Genomic DNA, 22,344 nt, shown 5'->3' on the forward strand with positions numbered 1-22,344 from the left:
AAAGCCCCCTTTCCTCGGGGGCTTCGTGTATTAAAAAATGCCTATCACATGCAAAAACACGATGATGATGGCAACAGGAGATAAATATCGAATGAGCAGCAGCCAAACCGCAAACCACTTTCGTTTGAGATTGGAACCGCTTTTCAGCTCGTCAAACAAATCCTGTTTCGGTATTTTTAGCGGAACAAAAATCGAAATCAGTAACGCACCTAACGGCATTAAAATATTGCTCACAAGATAGTCAGCCGCATCAAAAATAGACAGATGAAATATAGTGACGTCACTTAAGACACCGTATGATAATGCAGACGGCACACCGACAATAAAAATAGCAATACCGCCTAACCAAGCGAATCGTTTTCTCTTATTGATATCGCCTTTCGACAGTACTGCGACCAAAATTTCCAGCATTGAAAAAGCAGATGTCAATGCAGCAAATAAAAATAGAAGTAAAAATGCTAATAAAAAGATAATTCCGAACGGCATTTGATTAAACACAGTCGGCAGAACGTTAAATAACAGAACCGGGCCTTGGTCTGGCTTGAGGCCGAATGAAAATACAGCTGGAAAAATCGCAATTCCGGCCATTACAGCAACAAGCATGTTCATAACAGTTACAGATACAGCGGACTGTACCAGATTTTCCTGTTTCTCTAAATAAGCGCTATACGTTACCATGACAGATACACCGACACTTAATAAGAAAAAGGATTGTCCCATTGCATATAAAATGGTATTGGCATCAATTGCAGTTAAATCAGGCATGAGGAAAAATTTGATTCCTTCCATCGCGCCATCAAGTGTAACCGAACGCACCATTAAAATGATGAATAATAGAAAAAGCGCCGGCATTAATACTTGGCTTGCTTTTTCAATTCCGCTGCTTACCCCTTTTGCAACAACTAAAATTGTTACCACCATAAAGAGCAGCTGGCCTCCTACAGCCAAATAAGGATTTGAAATGGTACTTGCAAATATCGTATCAAAACCAGATGTTTGCGATAAACCGCCAGTGAAGCCTTTTATAATATAAATTAAAATCCATCCGCCTACGACACTGTAGAAAGATAGAAGAATAAAGCACGTCACCATGCCTAAATAACCGATCCAATGCCACTTCGTTCCTGGAGCAAGTGTTTTATAGGACTGAACGGCATCTTTCTGTGTTCTTCTGCCTATGATGAATTCACCTAACAATAAAGGCAGTCCGATTAAAACCGTAAATAAAATAAAAATAAGTAAAAATGCGCCTCCTCCGCTGGTTCCGGCAACATATGGGAATTTCCATATCGCACCAAGCCCGATAGCTGATCCTGCCGCGGCTAAAATAAAGCCGAGCTTCGAAGACCATTGATTTGCTTCCTTCACCGTATCACTCCTATTTGATCTAACCATTATAAAGGTTCATTGTAAGAATATCTTCCTATATAGTCAAGAACATTTTAATTAGTTTACATCATATATATATAGACATCTGCCAAAAACTAATATTGAATTATTCAGAAAATTATTTATAATAAGAGAATGTTATGAAATTTGTAAGAATTTCTGCTGAAGTTCTTGATAAGTGTGTTAGGAGTGTTTTTATGGACATCATTAGAAAAATAAGTCATTTTGCAGGACAAACCTTTGGCATATGGGTCATTGTTTTTGCAGTGCTGGGATTTTCTTTCCCATCTTTATTTACGTGGATCAGTTCTTATATTACGATTTTTCTTGGCATTATCATGTTTGGGATGGGCCTTACACTGCAAGCCGATGATTTCAAAGAGCTGGTCAGAAAGTCTTGGCAAGTTATTATTGGAGTAATAGCTCAGTATACGATCATGCCGCTCGTTGCTTTCGGCCTCGCATTTGGGCTTCATCTTCCAGCTGAAATCGCAGTTGGTGTTATTCTTGTCGGCTGCTGTCCCGGGGGAACTGCATCTAATGTTATGACATTCTTAGCAAAAGGAAATACTGCCCTTTCTGTTGCGGTTACGACAATTTCTACCTTATTGGCACCTGTTGTAACACCGTTGTTGATTATGCTGTTTGCCAAAGAATGGCTTCCTGTCTCGCCGGGGTCTTTGTTTATCTCAATCTTACAGGCGGTTTTATTTCCGATCATTGCAGGTCTGATTGTCAAAATGTTTTTCAGAAAACAAGTGGCAAAAGCCGTACATGCCCTTCCGCTTGTTTCTGTCATTGGCATCGTTGCGATTGTCTCAGCTGTCGTCAGCGGCAATCGGGAAAATCTGCTTCAATCGGGGTTGCTCATTTTTTCAGTTGTTATCCTGCATAACGGTATCGGTTATTTACTGGGGTTTCTTTGTGCAAAGCTTTTAAAAATGGATTACCCGTCTCAAAAAGCGATCGCAATCGAAGTCGGCATGCAAAACTCCGGACTCGGGGCCGCACTTGCCACGGCTCATTTCTCACCGTTATCTGCCGTACCCAGCGCAATATTCAGTGTGTGGCATAACCTTTCAGGTTCTATGCTTGCAACATATTGGTCAAAAAAAGTGAAAAAGAAGCAAGCTGGATCCAAAAGCAGCAATCTATCACTTTAAATATGCATCAAAAAGGGTACATCACTTTATCGTGATGTACCCTTTTTTATTATCCTTCTAATAAAAGCTGTTCAGGATCTTCCAGTAAATTTTTGATTGTCACGAGGAAACCAACCGCTTCTTTACCGTCTACAATTCGGTGATCATAAGATAAAGCGATATACATCATCGGACGGTTTTCGAAACGCTCTTCATCAATGGCTACAGGGCGCAGCTGAATCTTATGCATGCCCAGTATACCGACTTGCGGGCTGTTTAAAATTGGAGTTGACATCAATGAACCGAAAGTCCCTCCGTTTGTAATCGTGAAGGAGCCTCCCTGAAGCTCGCTAAGGGTTAATTTATTGTTTCTTGCTTTTTTCGCAAGCTCGCCGATCTCTTTTTCGATTCCTGCAAATGTCAGGCGATCCGCATCCCGCACAACCGGAACGACAAGACCTTCATCAGCAGCAACAGCGATTCCGATATCGTAGAATTTTTTAACGATCAACTCATCGCCTTGAATTTCTGCATTCAACAGCGGATATTTTTTCAATGCAGCCACGACCGCTTTCGTGAAGAAAGACATAAAGCCGAGCTTCACTTCATTTTGCTCAAAAAATTGATCTTTGCGGCGTTTTCTGAGATTCATGACAGCCGTCATGTCCACTTCATTAAATGTAGTCAGCATCGCTGATGTTTGCTGTACCTCTACAAGGCGTTTTGCAATCGTTTGTCTGCGGCGTGACATTTTTTGCACTTCAACAGGTTTGTCAAAGCTTTGCTGTGCTTTTTGAGCCTGAGGCTGCTGCTTTTGCTGAGGAGCCGGTTTTGATGCCGGTTTTTCGTACGCTTCGACATCCTGCTTGCGCACTCTTCCAAGCGGATCTCCAGTTGGAACTTGAGACAGGTCAATTCCTTTTTCTCTCGCAAGCTTACGGGCCGACGGAGAAGCGATCGTTCTTGATTTTGCTTCAGATTGTGCTTCCTCGCTCACCTCTTGTGCAGCTGGTTCAGCCTGTTTCTCTTCTTTTACGCTTTCCTTGCTTTCTGTTTTCTCTGTAGGAGCAGGGGCAGAACTTTCACCCGCGCCTTCTGAAATCGTACCGATAATTTCTCCGACCTGGACGGTATCACCCGAATCTTTCAATACCTCTTGAAGTACACCCGATTCTTCTGCTGTCAATTCAACATTCACTTTATCCGTTTCTAGTTCAAGCAGATATTCACCCTGTTCTACATAGTCACCAGGCTGCTTTAACCATTGGGCTATTGTTCCTTCTGAGATTGATTCTGCTAATTCAGGTACCTTAATTTCCGCCATTTTTTCATTTCCCCCTTAGTTTTTGCGAGTCAAGCTATCAGATACAATACGTTCCTGTTCTTTTTTATGAACTGTCGGATCTCCCTCTGCAGGGCTGGATCGTCTTCTTCGTCCAATATATTGAACGCTTACTCCCTCTGGTGCAATCTCTGTCAAATACGGGCTGATATAACCCCAAGCCCCCATGTTCTGCGGCTCTTCCTGCACCCAAACGATTTCTTTCAGGTTCGGAAGTTTTGCAAATAACTCTTTGACTCCTTTTGCCGGGAATGGATACAACTGTTCAATTCTCGCAATGTGAAGCCACTCTTTACCGTCTTCTAACTTATTAAAATGATCACTGATGTCTATAGACACTTTACCGCTGGATAATACAAGTCTGGTTACTTTTTCATAGTCATGAGAAAGTCCCGACTGTTCATAAACAGGCTGGAAGCGGCTTTCGCTGAGCTCCTGCACTTCCGACACCGTATTTGGGTTGCGAAGAAGGCTCTTCGGCGTCATAATGACGAGCGGTCTGATTTCTTCACGAAGCAGCATTTTAGCCTGTCTTCTTAAAATATGGAAATACTGTGCCGCGCTTGTCAGGTTGGCAACCGTCCAGTTGTTTTCTGCTGCAAGCTGCAGGAATCGCTCGATTCTTCCGCTTGAGTGCTCAGGCCCCTGTCCCTCGTAACCGTGCGGAAGCAGCATGACTAATCCGGATTTTTGGCCCCATTTCGCGCGTCCGGCAGAAATAAATTGGTCAAAATACACTTGAGCAGCGTTGGCAAAATCTCCGTACTGCGCTTCCCACAAAACAAGCGTTTCCGGTGAATGCACGTTATAGCCGTATTCAAAACCGAGAACCGATCCTTCAGACAGCGGGCTGTTATGAACAGCAAATGATGTGCTGCAGTCAGATAAGTGATGAAGCGGCACAAATTCTTCGCCCGTCTCACTGTCATGAAGCACAAGGTTTCTTTGGGCGAACGTTCCGCGCTCGGAATCCTGTCCTGTTAAACGAATCGGTGTTCCGTCTTTCAAAATTGAAGCAAACGCGAGTGATTCTGCCAAAGACCATTCCACTTTTCTGTCATCATCGAACGCCTTAGCGCGTCTTTCTAAAATGCGCTTTAGCTTGCCGAAAACATTAAATGACTCCGGCCAGTTGATCAATTCGCCATTCAGCTTGCGGAGCACATCAAAATCAATCGAAGTGTCCACATCTGGGAAACCGTTTGATACAGGCTCTGGAAGTTCAATTTCACAGGCAGTGTGTTCCTTTTTAGACGGAACTTTCTGATATGCATCCTCAATGCGCTTCGTTACCGATTTTTCGATGTTTTGAACGACTTCCTCGGTAAGCACGCCTTCTTTTACCAGCTTTTCAGCGAAAATTTGTTTGACGGTCGGATGCTTTCTGACAGCATCATACAGCATTGGCTGAGTGGTTGACGGTTCATCCATTTCGTTGTGTCCATAGCGTCTGTACCCGATCAAATCAATCAGAAAATCCTTGTTGAATGTTTTTCGGTATTCGACCGCAAACTTAACAGCTGAGAGACAAGCTTCAGGATCGTCCGCATTCACGTGAACAATCGGAATTTCATAACCCTTGGCCAGGTCGCTGGCATATTTTGTCGATCTGGATTCAGCGCTTTCTGTTGTGAATCCGATCATGTTATTGGCGATAATATGAATCGCACCGCCTACTTGATACCCTTTTAAAGAGCTTAAATTCAATGTTTCAGCTACAATTCCTTCCCCGGGGAATGCAGCATCTCCATGGATTAAAATGGCCAGCGATTTTGTTTCATCTTGTACCGGGTATCCGCTTTGTGTTCGCGTTTCCTGTGCCGCTCTTGTGCTGCCTTCAACAATCGGATTGATAAATTCCAAGTGGCTCGGGTTGTTCGCTAACGTAATGCGCGCTGATTTTGTTTCAGCGTCTTGAAGCTCCCGATTCGCCCCCAAATGGTATTTGACATCCCCTGTCCATCCGTAGCTGATTCCAATGGATCCCTCAGACGGTACAAGATCTTTGTTCGGCGCATGCTGGAATTCAGAGAAGATGATTTCATACGGTTTGCCGAGCACATGTGCCAAGACATTCAGGCGTCCCCTGTGCGCCATCCCGATGTTGACACTTGTCGTGCCTGATTTGACAGATTGTGCAATAATGTCATCAAGCACTGGAACAAGAGCGTCCAGACCCTCAATGGAAAAGCGCTTCTGCCCGACGAATGTGCGGTGCAAAAACTGCTCAAAGCCCTCTACTTCTGTCAATCTTTCCAGCACAGCTGACAGCTTTTCAGCTGAGTTCTTCTGGAACAGCTCGCCAGATTCAATCTTTCTTGTCAGCCACTCGCGCTCTTTGAAGTCATGCACATGGTCAAATTCAAAAGAGATGGTTCTTTTATACGTATTTCGTAAATACTGAATGGCTTCTAAACCGTTCGTAATGTTTTTAGGAGCGTCTTTGCAGATGACAGACGCAGGTATTGCTTTTATTTCCTCTTCTGTTAGCCCGTAATCGGATAATGGAAAAAGTTCGCTCTTTTTCTCATCCTTTCTGAGCGGATTGACGGAAGCGTTCAAATGGCCATAGGTTCGGATATCTTCTGCAAGTCTGACTGCGGATGCGATCTTTTGAATCAGATCGGCTGTAACACGTCCCTTTTCTTTTGTTCCCGAGGCCTCTTTTATATCGCTTGGCGGAGCACCGAGCTCGTCGAACATTTCCTTCAAATCCGGGTCAATGCTGTTCGGATCCTGGGTATACTGATCGTAAAGCTCCAGCGCATAGCCGAGGTTCGGACCGTAAAAATCTTCCCAATTCATTCGTTGTTTCATACTATTTTGAAACATTTGAATATTACCCCCAACTTAAATAATCAAGTGATTGATTCACTATCTTGAAATAACTTTCGAACGCTGTGTCCAAAATTATGTAATAAAAACGCTTCCAACGATATTTTACCACTGTTTGCAATTTGATTCTACCTTGATTGTTCACAAAATAGTAAAAAACCTTTATAAAAAACAAAAAATTTAATCATTCGAAAAAACAAACGCCAAAAAGCATAGGATTAAGGGCTATCCTATGCTTTTATGAAGCAGTTTTTTCAGCAGCGGATACAAAACATCCGGTAGCTGATCAACATCCGGGACAAATATACTGAATTTTCCGTACATATCCTGGATCGTCTTCATTTGCGATTCTTCTATTTCTGAGTTGGAGAGAAAAACATTTATCACTTCTATTCCTCTTTTTCGGGCTTCGATAACCGCCTCACTTGTATCAACGATCCCATTTTGTTCGTAGCCAAATGCGGCCGGCTCTCCATCTGAGAAAACAATTAAGAACTTTTGCGCCTCGCTGCGATGCAGCATTTTTTTCGTCATCTGCCTAATTGCGTACCCGTCACGGTTATCTTCTTCTGGCTCAAGCTGCATAATGGCCGGTCCAGAATCTTGTCTTAATGATGATTGGAAGGGAATAACCGTATTGAAATAGTTTGGCTGGCTTGTTTCGGTTGCATCATTTGTGTCCTCCCAAAAACCGACAATCTGATGCGGAACCGCTACCGATTTCAACGCTTCGTGAAACAGCACGATTCCTCGTTTTGTTTCTTCCATTTTGTCGAACATGCTGGCGGAACAATCGACCAGCAATGTAAAAACTGCGTCGATTTCTGAAGATGGTTCTTGCTTTTTGTAGAACAGGCGCGGATTTCGCTCAGTGAAGTAACGAAGAAGCTTATTGTTCAGTCTCCCGGCATGAAGGTCTGTTCTCGGCAATGTTTTTTTATGCTCCAGCGTTTTTTGAATCATTTGTTTCAAACGCTTTTGATACGATTCAATCGTTTTTGCCTGCTGTTTATAAGAAAGCTCTTCTTCACTGGTTGCCGGCTGCGGTTCTTTATAAATTGGAAATGCATATTTATTTTCTTTGCCGTCAGCCATACCCGCTCCGTTCGGCTGGTCTTTTTGGGACTCCAGCGCTTCCAGCTTGGAATAGTCTTTCCGTTTCGTTTGTCTGGCTGATCCTTGAACAGAGCCAAGGGCCTGATCTCCATCGTCGCCTTCCCTTGAAGCATCTTTTCCTAAATCTGATTTTGCGCCGTGTTCAATATCAAATTGAAGGAAGCTTTTAGACGGTGCTTCTGTTTCCCGGTGCCATGTCGGCATTTCTTCTTCATGGATATCCTCATCACCGTCTGATTGTTTTGGAAGCGTGATGTCATCACTCAGCTTCGGCGCTTTTTTCTCTTCTTCAAATAACGGCTGTTCTGCAGCTTTTGCGTAATCAAGCTCAGGCAAAAAGAAGTAGGTGTTCAACATGTCTTTATCGAGTACCTCTTCAAGTCCGTCCATGAGGTCCTCAACAATTTTCAGAACCTGCCGTGTCGAATCTGCTTCATACACACGCAAGAGCTGCTGCTCAATAAACGGGCGCATCAGATCGATATCTTCACGCATGGATGGAAGGGTCTCGAGCGGCGATTCCGCTGTGAGCTTGACATAGATCGCGCAAAAGAGCGCATCGGTAAAAATGCTTCGTTCCAAATTTAAGGTCAGCTGGGTTGAGAAATGTTTTCTGTACATGTCTTTTCGCTTCGCAAATACATGTTTCGTACCCGGACGCTCACGTTTGATGCATTCTTCGATCCTAATGTCTTCAAGCAGCATAAAGAGCTGCTTGGCAAAACTTTTAAAGGTGAGATGACGATGGGTATCATTCAAAAAGTTCGCAAACTCATGCAGCGAGCTATATCTTGTTCCGACTGAACGCAGGTAGACGTCGCTTTTCAGACCTGCTTCCATGTCCTCAGCTGCCCTGTCTTTCCAAAAGTGGCTCATATAGATTTTCTTTTCAAATGGATTGTAATAGGACTGAACGCCATACTCCACTTCTACCGCTTCACTCTTGGTGAGTGTTTTGGCCAAATCAGTCAGCATCATAAATAAAAATGAATCAATCGTGCTGTCATTAAATTTGATAAATTTCATCGCAGCCCCCTCATTCAAACAGAGTTTCTGCAATATTTCGGACGGCCGCTTTTTCCCGATCATCATCAAGCTTTTCTACAATTCCCCGCTCAATGGCACGACGCGGCGGAATATAAGCAGCTAAATCACATGTATCGATTAAAGCTCTGATGGACGCCGCTTCTTCAGACACCTGTCCGTTATTGGCCTGAACGATCAAGTCAGAGGAAAGCGTGATAAATCTGTCAATCAATTTCTCGTCTTTCAGGGCTGACTGAGACATGAGCACTTGTTTCAGCAGCTCGCCTTTAATATAAGGCACATCAATGATGACAAAACGGTTTTTCAACGCTTCATTCAGAGGAACAGTTCCGACATAGCCTTCATTGATGGCTGCAATGACTCCGAAACCGCTTTTAGCCCGTATGACCTCGCCTGTAAACGGATTTGTCATCATTTTTCTGTAATCTAATACACCGTTTAAAATAGGCAGTGTTTCCGGCTTCGCCATATTGATTTCATCTATATAAAGAAAATGGCCTTCCTTCATTGCCTTTGTAACAGGTCCTGAAACAAACTCGATTGTCGCCTGGCCAGATTGATTTTCAATCGTTTTATAACCGACCAATGCCTCAGCGTCCAAGTCGACTGAACAGTTGACGCTGTGCATCGGTTTATGAAAATAGCTGGACAATGTTTCTGCCAACTTTGTTTTTCCTGAACCTGTAGGCCCTTTCAGCAGGACATTTTTCCCCATGGCTAATGCAATAATGGCGTCAAATAAAATGGCTTCATCCTCCGCCTCATAGCCTGATGTTCCTATAAGCGATTGAAACTCCGGGGAAATAGGCTGCTCTTTATATGATAAAAGCTTTTGTTGTATATCTTCCGGCAATGTTAAGTGCTCTAGTTGAGTTGTCATAGACAGATTCCCTTTCCTATTCATATTCCATTAACGAGTATACTAAAAAAGCCCCTGTATGCTCAATACAAAAGGGCTTGGATGATATTACTGCTTCTCGTTATTTCCCAAAAGGGCTCCGCAGACAATACGCGCACCGGAATTGCCGCTTGGGTTTGTCAGATAATCGTCCGCTTGTTCATGAATAATAAATGCACTTCCGTCCTCGTCGAGAATATTTAGTTTACTTCCTTTTTTCAGTGAAGTGTCAGGCGCATTCATTATGACATCTACCTTTCCATCAGCACCGACTTCAAGGTTCGGCAGATCTCCGGCATGATGCCCCATCGGATTATTGAAGCCGTGTTCTTTGTTCAGTGGATTAAAGGGACCGCCCGCTGATTCAAAATCCGGCCTGACACAAGAACCTTTCTCATAAATATGAAAACCGAGAGAAGCACCTGGACGCAGGCTGTTTGCGGAAATATGAATATCGAGGCCTTCATCATCTGATTCTTTGATCTCTATAAAACCGACTGCTTTCCCTTCACGATTGACCAGCTGGACATGATGACCAAACGCTGACGTTTCAACCACTTTTTTTTCCGGCACCCGGTTAGGAGGGTCTGGAGGTTTTTTTTGTCCGCATCCGGCAACTCCCAGTGCCGTCAGCATCATCAACAGCAAGAGACGGTGCATACTGTCTCCCCCTTGTTTTTTCTAACAGTGTGGTCAATCATTGTCTGGTATAAACAAAAAAGCCTATAAAAGGCTTTTTGTCATACTCATTTTTAAAAATAACTTCTTGCGCCCAAGTACCGCTGTTTCCAATACGAATTGCTGAGATTGGAAATGTCGACGCCCGATGAGCTTGCATGAATAAAATCACCGCCGCCTAGATAAATCCCCATATGAGACGGGCCGGATTTATATGTGGTAAAGAAGACAAAGTCTCCTACTGACGGCTGGCTGACTTTCTGCATGACATTCCAATATCCTGCCGTACTCAATCTTGATATAGATGATACATTATTAATGAGGTAATAAATGAAGCCGCTGCAATCAAAACCGGCAGGCGTGTTTCCGCCCCATCGGTAAGGCACTCCGACATATTTTTTCGCTTCCGTGATCATTCTGTCAATCTTCGAGCCTATTTGAATGTTTGACCCTGAGTTATCTTTTGGCTTTGTTGGCTTTGTCGGATTTGAAGGATTAGATTTTGATGCTCCCGAAATAGTCAGAACCTGCCCGATTTGCAGCACATCCGATGATAAATTGTTTTTATCACGGATGCTTTGGACAGTGACTCCGAGCCGATTTGCAATTTTCCACAGCGAATCGCCTGCTTTTACCTTGTACGTCGTTGTTTTTGAGGGATTGGAGTTTGACGGCTTTTTGGAACCGCTGTTTCCGTTCTTAGGTGAACTGCTTCCTTTTATTTTGAGCACCTGTTTAGGATAAAGTGTATCTGATGTTAAGCCATTTAAGGTTTTTAATTCGGCTACAGTCATATTTAAGCTGTTTGCGATTTTCCACAGTGAGTCACCAAGCTTGACCGTATATGTACTTTTTGAAGAACCTGAAGAATTGGAACCGCTGTTTTTCTTTGATCCATTTGATCCGCTTGAACTGCTTGTCCCTTTGATCTTAAGCTTTTGCCCCGGACGAATCAGGTCACTGCTCAGGCTGTTTAAGCTTTTAAGCTCAGAAACACTCATTTTATGATTTTTAGCAATCATCCATAGGGAATCACCATATGCAACTGTGTATGTTGACGTTTTGCTTGAATTAGATGGGGATGTCGTGCTTTTTTTGCTGCTTTCAGGAACCTTAAGACTTTGTCCGACATAAAGCACCGTTGATTTCAATTTGTTTTCGGATTTCAGAGCTGATATTGTCGTATCATACTGGCGGGAAAGTTTCCAAAGAGAGTCACCGCTTTTTACTTTTATCGTTTTTGCTTCCGCGGGTGCTGCGGCCATCGACGACCCAACAACTGCAGAAACAGCCAAGCCGGCTACAATCTTCTTTTTCATTCATTCAACCTCCTAAACTGTTTTTTTGTAAAAACAGCTAGTATTTTGTTTCCAAAAATGGCACACAACTGTTTTATCGTCAATTTTTCAGCAAGTTAAACCCTTTTCAATCATTTGGCGCAGCATTTTCAGCATCGTTCGACCTTTAAACCTTCAAATAAACATCTAACATTTTACATAAGCACGATATGTTTTTCGAAAGTCTAAGGAACTATTTAAGCGAGGGTAAAAATGATGGTTTTCTATTGATGAACGAAGCAGTTTCTCCTCCTTTCTTGTCTATTTTTCTAATCAATTCTCTATCGGCGTGTCAAATCCCTTCCTCTGCATTCTTATGAAATGGCAAAAAGCCTGTTCTTTCGATAAGAACAGGCTTTTACACTATGCATTTGCTGATTGAGTTTTTTGTTTTACAGCTTCAAGAATGCTGTCGGCCGCTTTTTTAGAGCCGCCTGCCGCTTTCAGTGATTGTCCAATTTCTTTTGCCTTTTCAGCATACGAACGATTATTCATTACTTCTTGTATCGTCTCTTTCAGTAGGCTTTCAGACAATTCTTCCTTTTTAATTACTTTTCCTGCGCCGACTTTTTCTACCTGATCTGCGACAACAAATTGGTCGCCTCCCATCGGAATGACAACGAGCGGGGTTTCAAAATACAAACCTTCACTTGTGCTGTTCATTCCGCCGTGGGTCACAAATAAGCTGGCTCTTTTCAAGATCTCAAGCTGAGGGACATACGGGCGTACAATGAAATTCTCTGGAATGTCGTTTAACTCACTTGTTTTAATATGCTTGCCGATGGAAAGCACAACTTTACCGTCAAAGTCCTTACACACTTCAAGGCATTGATTAAAAAACTGCTTTTGATTGTTAAAAATGGTTCCCATTGAAATAAACAGCACGTTTTCATTGTCAATCTGATCAAATGGGAAATCATTGTTTCCGGCTCTTTCTGTAATGGAAGGACCGACAAATACATATCGCTCGCCAAATTGCTCAGCCAGTGGCTGAAATCCCCTTGATGTAAAGACGATTGTCAAGTCACCATCAGCTAAAAAAACATCAAATGGCTTCTTGATCTCTGCTTGAAAATCAGCATTTAAAGTTTCTGCAAGCTGCTGGTATGATTCATAATGAGGCGAATCTTCAAGTGATCCTTTCATGTACGCTCCCATCATTTCCTTAGCAAATTCCTCATTCATCGCAAAGGTTGTACACAATGAAAATCTTGGCAGCTTCAGCATGTTGGCAATGACTTTACCCGCGAGAAGATGGTGATCATATATGACATAATCATACGATTCATGTTTGACTTCCTCATAAATATGAGTCGCGATATCCTTACAGGCTTTCAAAAAAGCGCAGAGCATTTCTGTGAAATCTCTTTCTTCATCGCCGGTTGCGTTTTTCCCGAAGTAATCTCCCCTGAAATCATGATACTCACGAAACTCTATATCAAGAGCTGTGATTTTTTCTTTATATTCCTTCACTGCGTAGTACGTAATGTTTTCTCCCCGAGATTTCAGCTCCTTCATCACACCGATAGAGGGATTAATATGCCCTTCACCGGGAAAACCGATCATTAATACATTAGCCATGCGGCAGCACCCTTCCTTTGAAAATTTATGTAATATTTTATACGGTACTATAAATACATAAACAGGTAAAGTATTTCACTTAATTAATATTCATCATATATAACTTTTCTACCAGTTTATATTCCCTGTCTTCAAGACAAAAAGCATTCAGCTTGAAGCGAATGCTTTAATAAAGATGCGAATTCAGTCATTTTGTCTCATGATAGGATTCTTAATCAGGCCCTTTTTATTATTTTTACGTTCTTGGTGAAATTAACGGATATAATACACCGTCTTTGGCAAACGACATCTTCCCTGTTTCCTCTGAAACCACGAGCACCAGTGCATCCGTATAGCCCGACATACCGAGAGCCGCCCTGTGCCGGGTTCCCAAATGGATATCCACTTCCTTCGTCGTCAGCGGGAGCACATTGGCTGCTGACACGAGTTTGTTTTCCCTCACTAATAAAGCGCCGTCATGAAGAGGGTTTCCGGGAAAAAAGATGCTTTCAATTAATGAAGAGCTGATCTCGGCGTGTAGGGAGGTGCCTTTTTGAATAAAACGTTCAACCGGGTCTGCTCTTTCAATCACAATTAAAGCTCCATGCTTATGTTCCGATAAGGCTTTAATCGCCTTGGCCAGCTCAATAAATGCCGGCGTAAATTCCTCAATGTATGATTGCAAATAAAAGGAGGATGCAATCCCCTGCATGTCCTGAAAAACGTGCCCCAAATCATCTAATTCACAAAGGAGACACTGGTCTTTTTCGTGAAGCGTTTTCAAGATTAGAGATGCATCACCTAATATTTGCTCTAAGTACACCTGTATTTTCCCCTTGAACGCATTTTCTGATATCTGCTCATAGCGCATAGCCTTCATCTCCTGTTCAAATTTCCAACTTTTCACGAATGCTTATCTTATTGATGCACATTCTATTGGTAAAGGAGGGATGTAAAGAATGGAAATCGAAAGAATCATTCAGTATATTTGCACCTTTTTAGGCGTGATTTCGCTTTCTTTTATTTATGCCCAAATGTTTAGAAAAACGAAACCGACAAAAAAAGAATAGGCCCGGCGTTCATTGCTTTTTATACATAAAATGTTATAATTTCTCTCGTTATGAAAAAGAAACGGAGATCAATGTATGAAAGAAACTCAAAACGCCCGGGAAAAAATCAAACAGCTCTTGCACATTTTAATACCGATATTCATTACCCAAGCGGGGCTTTCTCTGATCACTTTTCTAGATACTGTGATGTCAGGGAAAGTCAGCCCCGCTGATTTAGCTGGTGTCGCCATTGGCTCAAGCCTTTGGACCCCTGTTTACACAGGGCTTGCAGGTATATTAATGGCGGTCACCCCGATTGTCGCTCAGTTATTAGGTGCAGAGAAAAAACAGAAGATTCCCTTTACTGTTTTACAAGCTGTATACGTAGCCGCGCTTCTTAGCATCGCCGTTTTAGTGATTGGATATGCTGCAGTTGACCTTATTCTTGGCCGATTGAACCTTGATATTCACGTGCATCAGATTGCTAAACACTTTTTAGGCTTTTTATCACTGGGAATTTTCCCTTTATTTGTTTACACCGTGTTGAGATCATTCATCGACTCATTAGGAAAAACGAGAGTCACCATGATGATTACACTCAGTTCTCTTCCAATCAATTTTGTATTGAATTATGTATTTATCTTTGGGAAGTTCGGAATGCCGGCACTTGGAGGTGTAGGCGCGGGACTGGCATCCGCGTTAACTTACTGGTGTATCTGCATCATCAGTTTTTTCATTATTCATAAAAACGCACCGTTTTCTGAATACGGGATTTTTCTTACCATGTATAAGTTCTCTTGGAAAGCATGCAAAAATTTGCTCAAAATCGGGCTGCCTATTGGGTTCGCCGTGTTTTTTGAAACGAGCATTTTCGCAGCTGTCACGCTTCTAATGAGCCATTTTCATACAGTGACCATCGCGTCCCACCAGGCAGCCATGAATTTTGCGTCTCTTTTATATATGCTGCCGCTTAGCGTGTCCATGGCTCTAACAATTGTTGTCGGATTTGAAGCGGGTGCAGCCCGTTTTAAGGATGCACGCTCATATAGCTTAATCGGCATCATGATGGCGATCGGCTTTTCTTTGTTCACTGCCGCCTGTATCCTTTTATTCAGAGAGCAAATTGCGGGCATGTACACTTCTGACCCCGATGTGCTCCGGCTGACACAGCACTTTTTAATTTATGCGCTATTTTTTCAGCTTTCCGATGCTGTTGCCGCACCGATCCAGGGAGCACTCAGAGGGTACAAAGATGTGAACTATACGCTTGCGGCCGCTTTTGTCTCTTACTGGGTCATTGGCCTTCCGGTCGGTTATATGGTCGGTACGTTTACAAGCCTCGGTGCATTCGGCTATTGGATTGGATTAATAGCGGGACTCGCCGCCGGAGCAGTTGGGCTGTTTTTCAGGCTGGCAAAACTGCAAAAACGTTATTCGCAAAAACAACACATTTAAAAGAGGTGATCAATCATGGCAAAAAACAAAAAATTATTCGAGTATCTTTCCCAGCATGCGGAAACCATCAGTTCAACATGGTATGAAACAATCGAGGAGACTGATCCCAATTCCATTTATGCCTCAACAGACCCTGTTGTCATTCACAATTTAAAGAGCCAGAATCTTGCCTTTAACTATAAAATAAACCGTATTTTTATAGATGATGAGGACATATACTTGCCTATACTGAAAGAATGGGCCTTTGAAGTCACACAGGATCAAGAGCATTTAAAAACTCCTATCCACTATATTATTCGGGAGTTTGTCAGAGTGAGAGATTTATATGTTTCTTATGTGAAAGAATTTGTCCATTTCAATCAGAATACTGTGAAAAGCGAAGAAGCCGAAGACCTGTATCACGCCCTTATAAAAGCGTTTGATCTTGTGATTCATATTTTTATAGAAGAAATGTACAAAAACACAAGCCTTCAGCTTCAGGCCCAAAAAGATATGATTACTGAATTGAGCGCTCCGGTCATCGTGCTGTTTCACAGCGTCGGACTGCTGCCTTTAATCGGAGATATTGATACAGTCCGCGCCAAGCTGATTATGGAAAACACACTGCATCAATGTGCGAAAAAAAAGGTGACACAACTGTATATTGATTTGTCAGGAGTAGCTGTGATTGATACGATGGTTGCCCATCAGCTGTTCAGTCTGATTGAGGCGCTTCGTTTAATCGGTGTTTCTTCAACTTTGTCTGGAATCCGTCCGGAAATCGCGCAAACAGCGGTTCAGCTAGGTTTGTCTTTCGAAGGTATTTCCTTGAGATCCACTCTCGCTTCAGCAATTGCATCGGACTTAAAATTAAAAAAGGTATAAGGCTTAAGGCCTTATACCTTTTTGATTAATCATTCCATTGATACGTCCAATATATTTCTTCTTCAAACCATGTTGCCATAACAGGTTCATTATTTTTCAATTTCTCTTCAAGCTCTCTGAGCATGCCTTCTGTTTGTGTGCGGTGAGCTCTTAACGCATTCATTTTAATATCAGCTACTTCTTTGATATCAAGCACGACATCAGCTTCGCCGAGAACCTCTTCTCTGTTGCGGGTAATGGCCATGCAGATTGTACGCGGACGGTCTTCTTTCTTTTTGCGATATAATGCACGGATAACCGCTTCCCCGCATGCATCATGGTCAGGGTGCACACCGTGTCCGGGATAAAATGTGACAATTAAACTTGGTTTTACATCATCTATGATCTCTTCCATGATATCAGCTAAATACTCATCGTCTTCAAATTCGAGCGTTTTGTCACGGAGTCCAAGCATACGAAGGTCATTGATATCCATTTCTTTGCAAGCATTGATGAGCTCTTGTTTTCTTAGCAGCGGCAACGTTTCCCGATTCGCGAAAAATGGATCGCCCATATTTCTGCCCATTTCACCTAAAGTGGCGCAGGCATACGTAACGGGAATGTCTTTTTTTCTGTTTAAGGCAATGAGGCCTGCCACTCCATATGATTCATCATCAGGGTGAGGCAGGATTACTAGTACATGTTCTTTCATTATTATTCACCCTTTTCTTTAAACTGTGAACGGTTTTTCGCTGATTTGCAGAGAAATAGCCAGTTTACCGCCCGGCAGGTGTCCCGCCATTAATAAACGGTTTTCTTCATCTACCGTGTATTCAGTCAAGCCTTCAGCATAAATCCAGCCTTCTTCTGTTTTCAAGCCAACGCGGTAAGGCCCGTTGCCTTTGATTTTTGCCTGATGATAAGTAACTTTTGCATTGCGAATATACGCAACAACCGTCATGTTCTTTTCATTTAAGTGCGCTGAATAAGAACCTGTGGTGGTTTCTAAATGGATATATACAGGGCGGTCCGCATATCGTTCTAAAGATGCTTGCACATCTTCTTTTATGATCGCTTTCATGATTGCTCCCCTCTTTCTTCTTTTAAATACTCTGCACGTTCTGTATGTAATTTGACCAGCTGATATTTCACAGCCGGTTCGAGCTGTGAATTCACAATGCGCTGAATCGCGGCAAAATATTTTTCCAGCATCGGTTTTCGGAGTCTTGGATGTGTTCGTTTATCCAAGAGCTCAAGATCAATCGCCTCTGCTACCGCTTCTGCGTCATCATGTGCGAGAGATCGGTTATTCCAAAGTGAAGCATAGGCTTTCACTATCTCTTTATCATTGTCCATCGTCTTGCTCCTTTATGTCTTACATACATGAAATGATTATACATAATATATGCATCAGCTGAAAAGCCAAAGGCCTCAATGGCTTTTTGACGCCCGTTTCCACTTCACTTGTGAAAACGTAAACAAGAGCAGCGCAGCCCATATACAGCTGAATGTAAAAGCCTTCGAGCTTGAAAATGGCTCATGGTAAACAAACAGCCCGATCAGCAGGGTAATGGTCGGCGCAATATATTGTAAGATACCGACTTGATACAGCGGCAGCCGTTTCGCTCCTTCCGCAAACAATAAGAGCGGCAAAGCCGTAAACACACCGGCCAAAAAGAGAAGCAGCCACGTCCCTCCGCTTTCTGCACCCGCTGGCTGAACATGTCCGCTGAACAGCAAATACCCCAATGCAATGGGCATAATCATGAATGTTTCCAGCGTTAAACCGATGGCGCTCGGCAGGCTTGTTCTTTTTTTGCTTAACCCGTACAGCCCAAAGCTGAATGCGAGCAGAAGCGCAACATAAGGAATGGAGCCGTATTGGAACGCCGAGATGATGACACCGGCTGCCGCAATCGAAACGGCCACTAATTGCAGGCGATTCAGTTTTTCCTTTAAAAATAAAATCCCAAGGAGCACTGATACAAGCGGATTAATGTAATAGCCAAGACTAGCCTCAAGCAAAAAGCCATGGTTGACAGCCCATATGTATACAAACCAGTTGATCGAAATCAGGATAGAAGCAAGAAATAAAGAGAGGATCCCTCCGTTCTTTTTCAAAGAGCACAGTTCCTGCCATCCTATTTTCCATTGCCGCAAGAAAAAAAGTACGATACACATAAAAACAAAAGACCATATAATACGATGAGCCAAAATATCAAGAGCCGGCAGCTGTTCGAGAAGCTTCCAATAGAGCGGAAACAGGCCCCACATGATAAAGGAAACGGCTGTGTAAATAACGCCTTTTTTTGTTTCTGAATATTGCATTTATATCCCTGCCTTTCTTTAGAGCATCTTATATTATATCACGTGAAAGATCTGGCGGGCATATACTATTTTGTCCGTGAAGAAAGGATGTGAAGACAATGTTTGAGTGGAACAAGTACTTTCCTTTCCACAATCAATTTTCTAAAGAAGCATTAAAAAAAGCTGATCCGAAAGAAGTTGAAACGTATGTCAATCGTGTGATGGAAAGTGTGTTCGGCAGTGATTATGCGGCTCAATTTCCTTTCCGCGATCCTCTCCCCCAAAAAGAACATCCCGCCAAACCTGATGCAAAACCTGATGTCAAACCTGATATTGATATATTCGAAACAGCAGACCATGTGTTTGTAAAGGTGCCAATCAGCGAAGAATGGCTGGAACAAGTGAGAATCAAACACACATCTCACGAATTATGGTTGGAAAACCTCCCAAGAGCAGATCATCCGAAAAAAGTAAACCTTCCTTGTTTAGTCAAACGCAAAGGAACAAAAGCCGTCTATAAGGATGGCCTTCTGGAAGTCATGTTTCAAAAGCAGCAAGACTACAATATGTCCGAGGTAGAAATCATCCGATAAAAAACGGCCTGCAATCGATGCAGGCCGTTTTTATTAATAGAAGCCGGGATATCCCCCGTATGGCACGCCGGCACCAAAACCGTACGGTCCGCCTCCGTATCCATAAGGGCCAGGAGGATAGGCATAGGGACGAGAATAGTTAAACAGCGCACTCCCGAGAAAACCGCCTAATAAACCGCCGACTAGAGGAGCGCCAAACAAAAAAGGACTACGCGCCGGATATCCGGCTGGACCTGGGATTCCGCGTAAATACGAATGATGAGGGTACATGATTTTTTCCTCCTTTATTTCTGCCTATACGTAAAGTATTCAGCAAGGAAGAAAAACGATTGGGCTACGGACTGTCTATGATTGTTACATCACAAGCTCTGCCAAAAACACACAGCCGAGTCCTGTAACCGAAAGAACTGTTGTAAGCAGCGTCCAGGTTTGAAATGTTTCTTTCATGCTCAAGCCGAAAAATTCCTTTACCATCCAAAATCCTGCATCATTTACATGACACGCAATGACACTGCCGGCTCCTGTTGCAAGCACCATTAACGCGGGGGTTACACTGCCAGCCTCCATAAGCGGAGCTGCCATTCCCGCTGTGGTAAGCGCAGCCACGGTAGCAGAGCCTAGACACAGACGCAGAACCGCGGCGATGGTCCATGTAACGAATAGCGGCGACATGTTTGTTTGGCGGAAAAAATCAGCGACATAATCGCCGACCCCGCCGTCAATCAGCACCTGTTTAAACGCTCCTCCCCCTCCTATGATGAGCAGCATCATCGCAATTTGCGAAATTGATTCTGAAATAGATCTGCTGATTTCCTGCATAGATATTTTACGGGCATATCCCATCGTATAGAGTGCAAGCAACAGCGAAATGAGCATTGCCGTTCCCGGAGTGCCGATAAATTCTATAATGTCTTTTCCTTTTGAATGTTCATTCAATAATAAAGAAAAAACTGTTGCCATTGCCATAAAGATAACCGGGAATAAAGACGTGACAGCACTGATCGCAAAGCCCGGTGTTTCATCCAGCTGAAATTCTTTCCTCGGTCCTAACCCCGATAAGTTTCCATGCTTTTGATACGCACCAGGAAACCGTTTCATCGCAAATTTATTAAATAAAGGCCCGGCAATCACAGTTGTCGGAACAGCGATGATGATTCCAAAAAGCAGCACCTGGCCAATATGGGCACCGTATGCAACTGAGATAGCAGTTGGAGCAGGATGCGGGGGCAAAAATCCGTGAGTAACATTTAAGGCGGCGGCCATCGGGATTCCCAGATACAGAAAAGGCATTTTTAATTCTTTAGCAATCGCGTAAACAATCGGTATCAACAGAACAAGACCCACTTCAAAAAACAGCGCAATACCGATGATAAAAGAGGCAACTACAACCGCCGCCTGTATTCGTTTCCTCCCGAATTTGTCAATCAGCGTAATGGCAATCCGGTAGCCGCCCCCAGCATCAGAGACAAGCCTCCCAAGCATCGCGCCAAGTCCAAACACTAAAGCTAAATGCCCCAGCTGCCCGCCAATTCCAGTCTCAATTGAAAGAACAATTTTATTGATATCCATTCCAAGTCCGATGGCTACTAAAAATGAAACGACAATCAGTGAGACAAAGGTATTTAATTTTACTTTAATAATGAGAAATAACATGATCAGCACTCCGACAGCTACAATTAAAATCGGCATGGAAACCCCTCCAAAAGTGTTTTATATGATTCTCGCGACATTGTTTCGGCGCTTTTCATGCCTAGATGAATAGAAAACGCTTTCATTTATAAATAACAACGTCTTGGTTATATGATTGTTATCTTTTGATCAACTAATATGTTCATACTAATCTCCTAATCAATCACTGTCAATCGTTTTTATGAGCTTGTCTCGATTATCTACCGCCTAACCTAATGATTCATTAGTTATATGTTGATTAACTTTTGGTTATATGTTATGTTTTTTAAAGTTGACTGCCAATCATTATATCTCTCCATTGTCTGAAAGCAAACGAGACAATATGAGAACAGACGGATAACAACTTCACAAGAGGAGGAGTACACATGCCATTATTGCGTTTTGATGTAATTGAAGGCCGTGACGAAAAATCGCTGCAATTGTTATTAGATACTGCTCACCAAGCGATGGTTGAAGCGTTTGGTGTTCCGGAAAGAGACCGTTATCAAATTGTCCATCAGCATCCCGCAAACGAGCTTATAATCCAAGATACGGGATTAGGGTTTCAGAGAACCAAGGATATGGTCATCATTAGCATGACAAGCAAAGCAAGAACCGAAAGCCAAAAGGAAAAATTGTATGCTCTGCTTGCTGAAAGGCTAGAAGAAAAATGCGGAATTTCCCCTGAAGACCTAATGGTATCTATTACTGAGAATGGTGACGCAGACTGGAGTTTTGGTCTCGGTGAGGCGCAATTTTTGAATGGAAAACTATAAGATTTCGTCTCCCCACAAAAAAAAGAAGAGAGAGCTCCAAAGAAGCTCTCTCTTTTTTCATAAATGCGGAAGTCATCAGTATAGAAGCATCCAGCAATACGAAAAACCTGGATCTCCTTTTATATCCGGTTTAAATGCCAATTGGAAGCTGACTGGGTTTTGGCCGAAAATATAAAATTTTGCTGATTTGCATAATAAGATACATCATAATCCCCATTTACAATAGGTTGGATGTTATAGCTTATTGATCATTTCCTATTTTATATATCCCCTTCATATGCACATGACACTTTTGTCAATCCGGAAATA

General features: G+C 42.7%; 20 protein-coding genes. 5 read left to right on the forward strand and 15 right to left on the reverse strand.

The genetic code is table 11. The features are described 5' to 3' along the window. Positions 1-30 precede the first annotated feature (30 nt). A complete protein-coding gene (locus M1D65_RS10315) occupies positions 31-1,368 on the reverse strand; it encodes a sodium-dependent transporter (RefSeq protein ID WP_004399312.1) in 1,338 nt (445 codons plus the stop codon). 218 nt (positions 1,369-1,586) lie between these two features. Here M1D65_RS10315 and M1D65_RS10320 point away from each other — a divergent pair, with 218 nt between their 5' ends. Beyond that, complete coding sequence (locus M1D65_RS10320; protein ID WP_456270563.1) at positions 1,587-2,552, forward strand: bile acid:sodium symporter family transporter; 966 nt, start codon at positions 1,587-1,589, stop codon at positions 2,550-2,552. Between the two features lie 49 nt (positions 2,553-2,601). Here M1D65_RS10320 and odhB read toward each other — a convergent pair whose 3' ends face one another. From odhB to cdaS, 8 genes are all read right to left on the reverse strand, one after another. Then, positions 2,602-3,855, reverse strand: coding sequence for a 2-oxoglutarate dehydrogenase complex dihydrolipoyllysine-residue succinyltransferase (odhB, locus tag M1D65_RS10325; RefSeq protein ID WP_004399364.1), 1,254 nt, complete (start codon positions 3,853-3,855; stop codon positions 2,602-2,604). A 15-nt stretch (positions 3,856-3,870) separates the two neighbouring features. Beyond that, positions 3,871-6,705, reverse strand: coding sequence for a 2-oxoglutarate dehydrogenase E1 component (sucA, locus tag M1D65_RS10330; protein WP_076458022.1), 2,835 nt, complete (start codon positions 6,703-6,705; stop codon positions 3,871-3,873). A 228-nt stretch (positions 6,706-6,933) separates the two neighbouring features. Beyond that, positions 6,934-8,850: a nitric oxide reductase activation protein NorD gene (locus M1D65_RS10335; RefSeq protein WP_021481470.1), complete on the reverse strand. Its 1,917-nt coding sequence runs from the start codon at positions 8,848-8,850 to the stop codon at positions 6,934-6,936. Positions 8,851-8,860: 10 nt separating this feature from the next. After that, positions 8,861-9,775: an AAA family ATPase gene (locus M1D65_RS10340; protein ID WP_456270564.1), complete on the reverse strand. Its 915-nt coding sequence runs from the start codon at positions 9,773-9,775 to the stop codon at positions 8,861-8,863. 63 nt (positions 9,776-9,838) lie between these two features. Then, entirely contained in the window at positions 9,839-10,429 is a 591-nt protein-coding gene (locus M1D65_RS10345; RefSeq protein WP_004399243.1) for a superoxide dismutase family protein, read from the reverse strand. A gap of 92 nt (positions 10,430-10,521) precedes the next feature. After that, entirely contained in the window at positions 10,522-11,766 is a 1,245-nt protein-coding gene (gene cwlS, locus M1D65_RS10350; RefSeq protein ID WP_004399265.1) for a D-gamma-glutamyl-meso-diaminopimelic acid endopeptidase CwlS, read from the reverse strand. A gap of 381 nt (positions 11,767-12,147) precedes the next feature. Further along, positions 12,148-13,365, reverse strand: a complete 1,218-nt coding sequence (locus tag M1D65_RS10355; RefSeq protein ID WP_004399256.1) for a macrolide family glycosyltransferase — start codon at positions 13,363-13,365, stop codon at positions 12,148-12,150. Positions 13,366-13,600: 235 nt separating this feature from the next. Beyond that, positions 13,601-14,224, reverse strand: a complete 624-nt coding sequence (gene cdaS, locus M1D65_RS10360; RefSeq protein ID WP_010886531.1) for a cyclic di-AMP synthase CdaS — start codon at positions 14,222-14,224, stop codon at positions 13,601-13,603. Between the two features lie 265 nt (positions 14,225-14,489). On the opposite strand from cdaS, the gene M1D65_RS10365 reads away from it, so the two are divergent. Both M1D65_RS10365 and rsbRC read left to right on the forward strand, forming a co-directional pair. After that, entirely contained in the window at positions 14,490-15,848 is a 1,359-nt protein-coding gene (locus tag M1D65_RS10365; RefSeq protein ID WP_003231218.1) for an MATE family efflux transporter, read from the forward strand. 15 nt (positions 15,849-15,863) lie between these two features. Continuing rightward, the gene (rsbRC, locus tag M1D65_RS10370; protein ID WP_103803556.1) at positions 15,864-16,712 is read left to right on the forward strand and encodes an RsbT co-antagonist RsbRC; all 849 of its coding nucleotides are present in this window, start codon (positions 15,864-15,866) and stop codon (positions 16,710-16,712) included. Positions 16,713-16,737: 25 nt separating this feature from the next. Here the strand turns inward: rsbRC and bshB2 are convergent, their stop codons facing one another. The 4 genes from bshB2 to rarD form a co-directional block, all read right to left on the reverse strand. Next, positions 16,738-17,403 (reverse strand): bacillithiol biosynthesis deacetylase BshB2, encoded by a 666-nt coding sequence (gene bshB2 / locus M1D65_RS10375; RefSeq protein ID WP_003231215.1) that lies wholly within the window; start codon positions 17,401-17,403, stop codon positions 16,738-16,740. Positions 17,404-17,421: 18 nt separating this feature from the next. Next, the gene (locus M1D65_RS10380) at positions 17,422-17,772 is read right to left on the reverse strand and encodes a YojF family protein (RefSeq protein ID WP_003231213.1); all 351 of its coding nucleotides are present in this window, start codon (positions 17,770-17,772) and stop codon (positions 17,422-17,424) included. Next, positions 17,769-18,047, reverse strand: coding sequence for a hypothetical protein (locus M1D65_RS10385; protein WP_003231211.1), 279 nt, complete (start codon positions 18,045-18,047; stop codon positions 17,769-17,771). The genes M1D65_RS10380 and M1D65_RS10385 overlap by 4 nt, the downstream gene beginning before the upstream one ends. A gap of 75 nt (positions 18,048-18,122) precedes the next feature. Continuing rightward, complete coding sequence (rarD, locus tag M1D65_RS10390) at positions 18,123-19,019, reverse strand: EamA family transporter RarD (RefSeq protein ID WP_456270565.1); 897 nt, start codon at positions 19,017-19,019, stop codon at positions 18,123-18,125. Between the two features lie 98 nt (positions 19,020-19,117). Here rarD and gerT point away from each other — a divergent pair, with 98 nt between their 5' ends. After that, positions 19,118-19,591, forward strand: a complete 474-nt coding sequence (gene gerT / locus M1D65_RS10395; RefSeq protein WP_003231207.1) for a spore germination protein GerT — start codon at positions 19,118-19,120, stop codon at positions 19,589-19,591. A 33-nt stretch (positions 19,592-19,624) separates the two neighbouring features. Here gerT and M1D65_RS10400 read toward each other — a convergent pair whose 3' ends face one another. Together M1D65_RS10400 and M1D65_RS10405 are read right to left on the reverse strand one after the other, a co-directional pair. Continuing rightward, complete coding sequence (locus tag M1D65_RS10400; protein WP_004399366.1) at positions 19,625-19,861, reverse strand: hypothetical protein; 237 nt, start codon at positions 19,859-19,861, stop codon at positions 19,625-19,627. Between the two features lie 84 nt (positions 19,862-19,945). Continuing rightward, positions 19,946-21,280, reverse strand: coding sequence for a gluconate:H+ symporter (locus M1D65_RS10405; protein WP_456270566.1), 1,335 nt, complete (start codon positions 21,278-21,280; stop codon positions 19,946-19,948). A gap of 365 nt (positions 21,281-21,645) precedes the next feature. On the opposite strand from M1D65_RS10405, the gene M1D65_RS10410 reads away from it, so the two are divergent. Beyond that, a complete protein-coding gene (locus tag M1D65_RS10410) occupies positions 21,646-22,035 on the forward strand; it encodes a tautomerase family protein (protein WP_021481482.1) in 390 nt (129 codons plus the stop codon). Positions 22,036-22,344 lie beyond the last annotated feature (309 nt).

Source organism: Bacillus sp. JZ39, from assembly GCF_053903145.1.

Coding starts and splice junctions, on each gene's coding strand:
- M1D65_RS10320 (WP_456270563.1), top strand. CDS start 1,587: ATGGACATCATTAGAAAAATAAGTCATTTTGCAGGACAAACCTTTGGC.
- odhB (WP_004399364.1), bottom strand. CDS start 3,855: ATGGCGGAAATTAAGGTACCTGAATTAGCAGAATCAATCTCAGAAGGA.
- sucA (WP_076458022.1), bottom strand. CDS start 6,705: ATGTTTCAAAATAGTATGAAACAACGAATGAATTGGGAAGATTTTTAC.
- M1D65_RS10335 (WP_021481470.1), bottom strand. CDS start 8,850: ATGAAATTTATCAAATTTAATGACAGCACGATTGATTCATTTTTATTT.
- M1D65_RS10340 (WP_456270564.1), bottom strand. CDS start 9,775: ATGAATAGGAAAGGGAATCTGTCTATGACAACTCAACTAGAGCACTTA.
- M1D65_RS10345 (WP_004399243.1), bottom strand. CDS start 10,429: ATGCACCGTCTCTTGCTGTTGATGATGCTGACGGCACTGGGAGTTGCC.
- cwlS (WP_004399265.1), bottom strand. CDS start 11,766: ATGAAAAAGAAGATTGTAGCCGGCTTGGCTGTTTCTGCAGTTGTTGGG.
- M1D65_RS10355 (WP_004399256.1), bottom strand. CDS start 13,365: ATGGCTAATGTATTAATGATCGGTTTTCCCGGTGAAGGGCATATTAAT.
- cdaS (WP_010886531.1), bottom strand. CDS start 14,224: ATGAAGGCTATGCGCTATGAGCAGATATCAGAAAATGCGTTCAAGGGG.
- M1D65_RS10365 (WP_003231218.1), top strand. CDS start 14,490: ATGAAAGAAACTCAAAACGCCCGGGAAAAAATCAAACAGCTCTTGCAC.
- rsbRC (WP_103803556.1), top strand. CDS start 15,864: ATGGCAAAAAACAAAAAATTATTCGAGTATCTTTCCCAGCATGCGGAA.
- bshB2 (WP_003231215.1), bottom strand. CDS start 17,403: ATGAAAGAACATGTACTAGTAATCCTGCCTCACCCTGATGATGAATCA.
- M1D65_RS10380 (WP_003231213.1), bottom strand. CDS start 17,772: ATGAAAGCGATCATAAAAGAAGATGTGCAAGCATCTTTAGAACGATAT.
- M1D65_RS10385 (WP_003231211.1), bottom strand. CDS start 18,047: ATGGACAATGATAAAGAGATAGTGAAAGCCTATGCTTCACTTTGGAAT.
- rarD (WP_456270565.1), bottom strand. CDS start 19,019: ATGCAATATTCAGAAACAAAAAAAGGCGTTATTTACACAGCCGTTTCC.
- gerT (WP_003231207.1), top strand. CDS start 19,118: ATGTTTGAGTGGAACAAGTACTTTCCTTTCCACAATCAATTTTCTAAA.
- M1D65_RS10400 (WP_004399366.1), bottom strand. CDS start 19,861: ATGTACCCTCATCATTCGTATTTACGCGGAATCCCAGGTCCAGCCGGA.
- M1D65_RS10405 (WP_456270566.1), bottom strand. CDS start 21,280: ATGCCGATTTTAATTGTAGCTGTCGGAGTGCTGATCATGTTATTTCTC.
- M1D65_RS10410 (WP_021481482.1), top strand. CDS start 21,646: ATGCCATTATTGCGTTTTGATGTAATTGAAGGCCGTGACGAAAAATCG.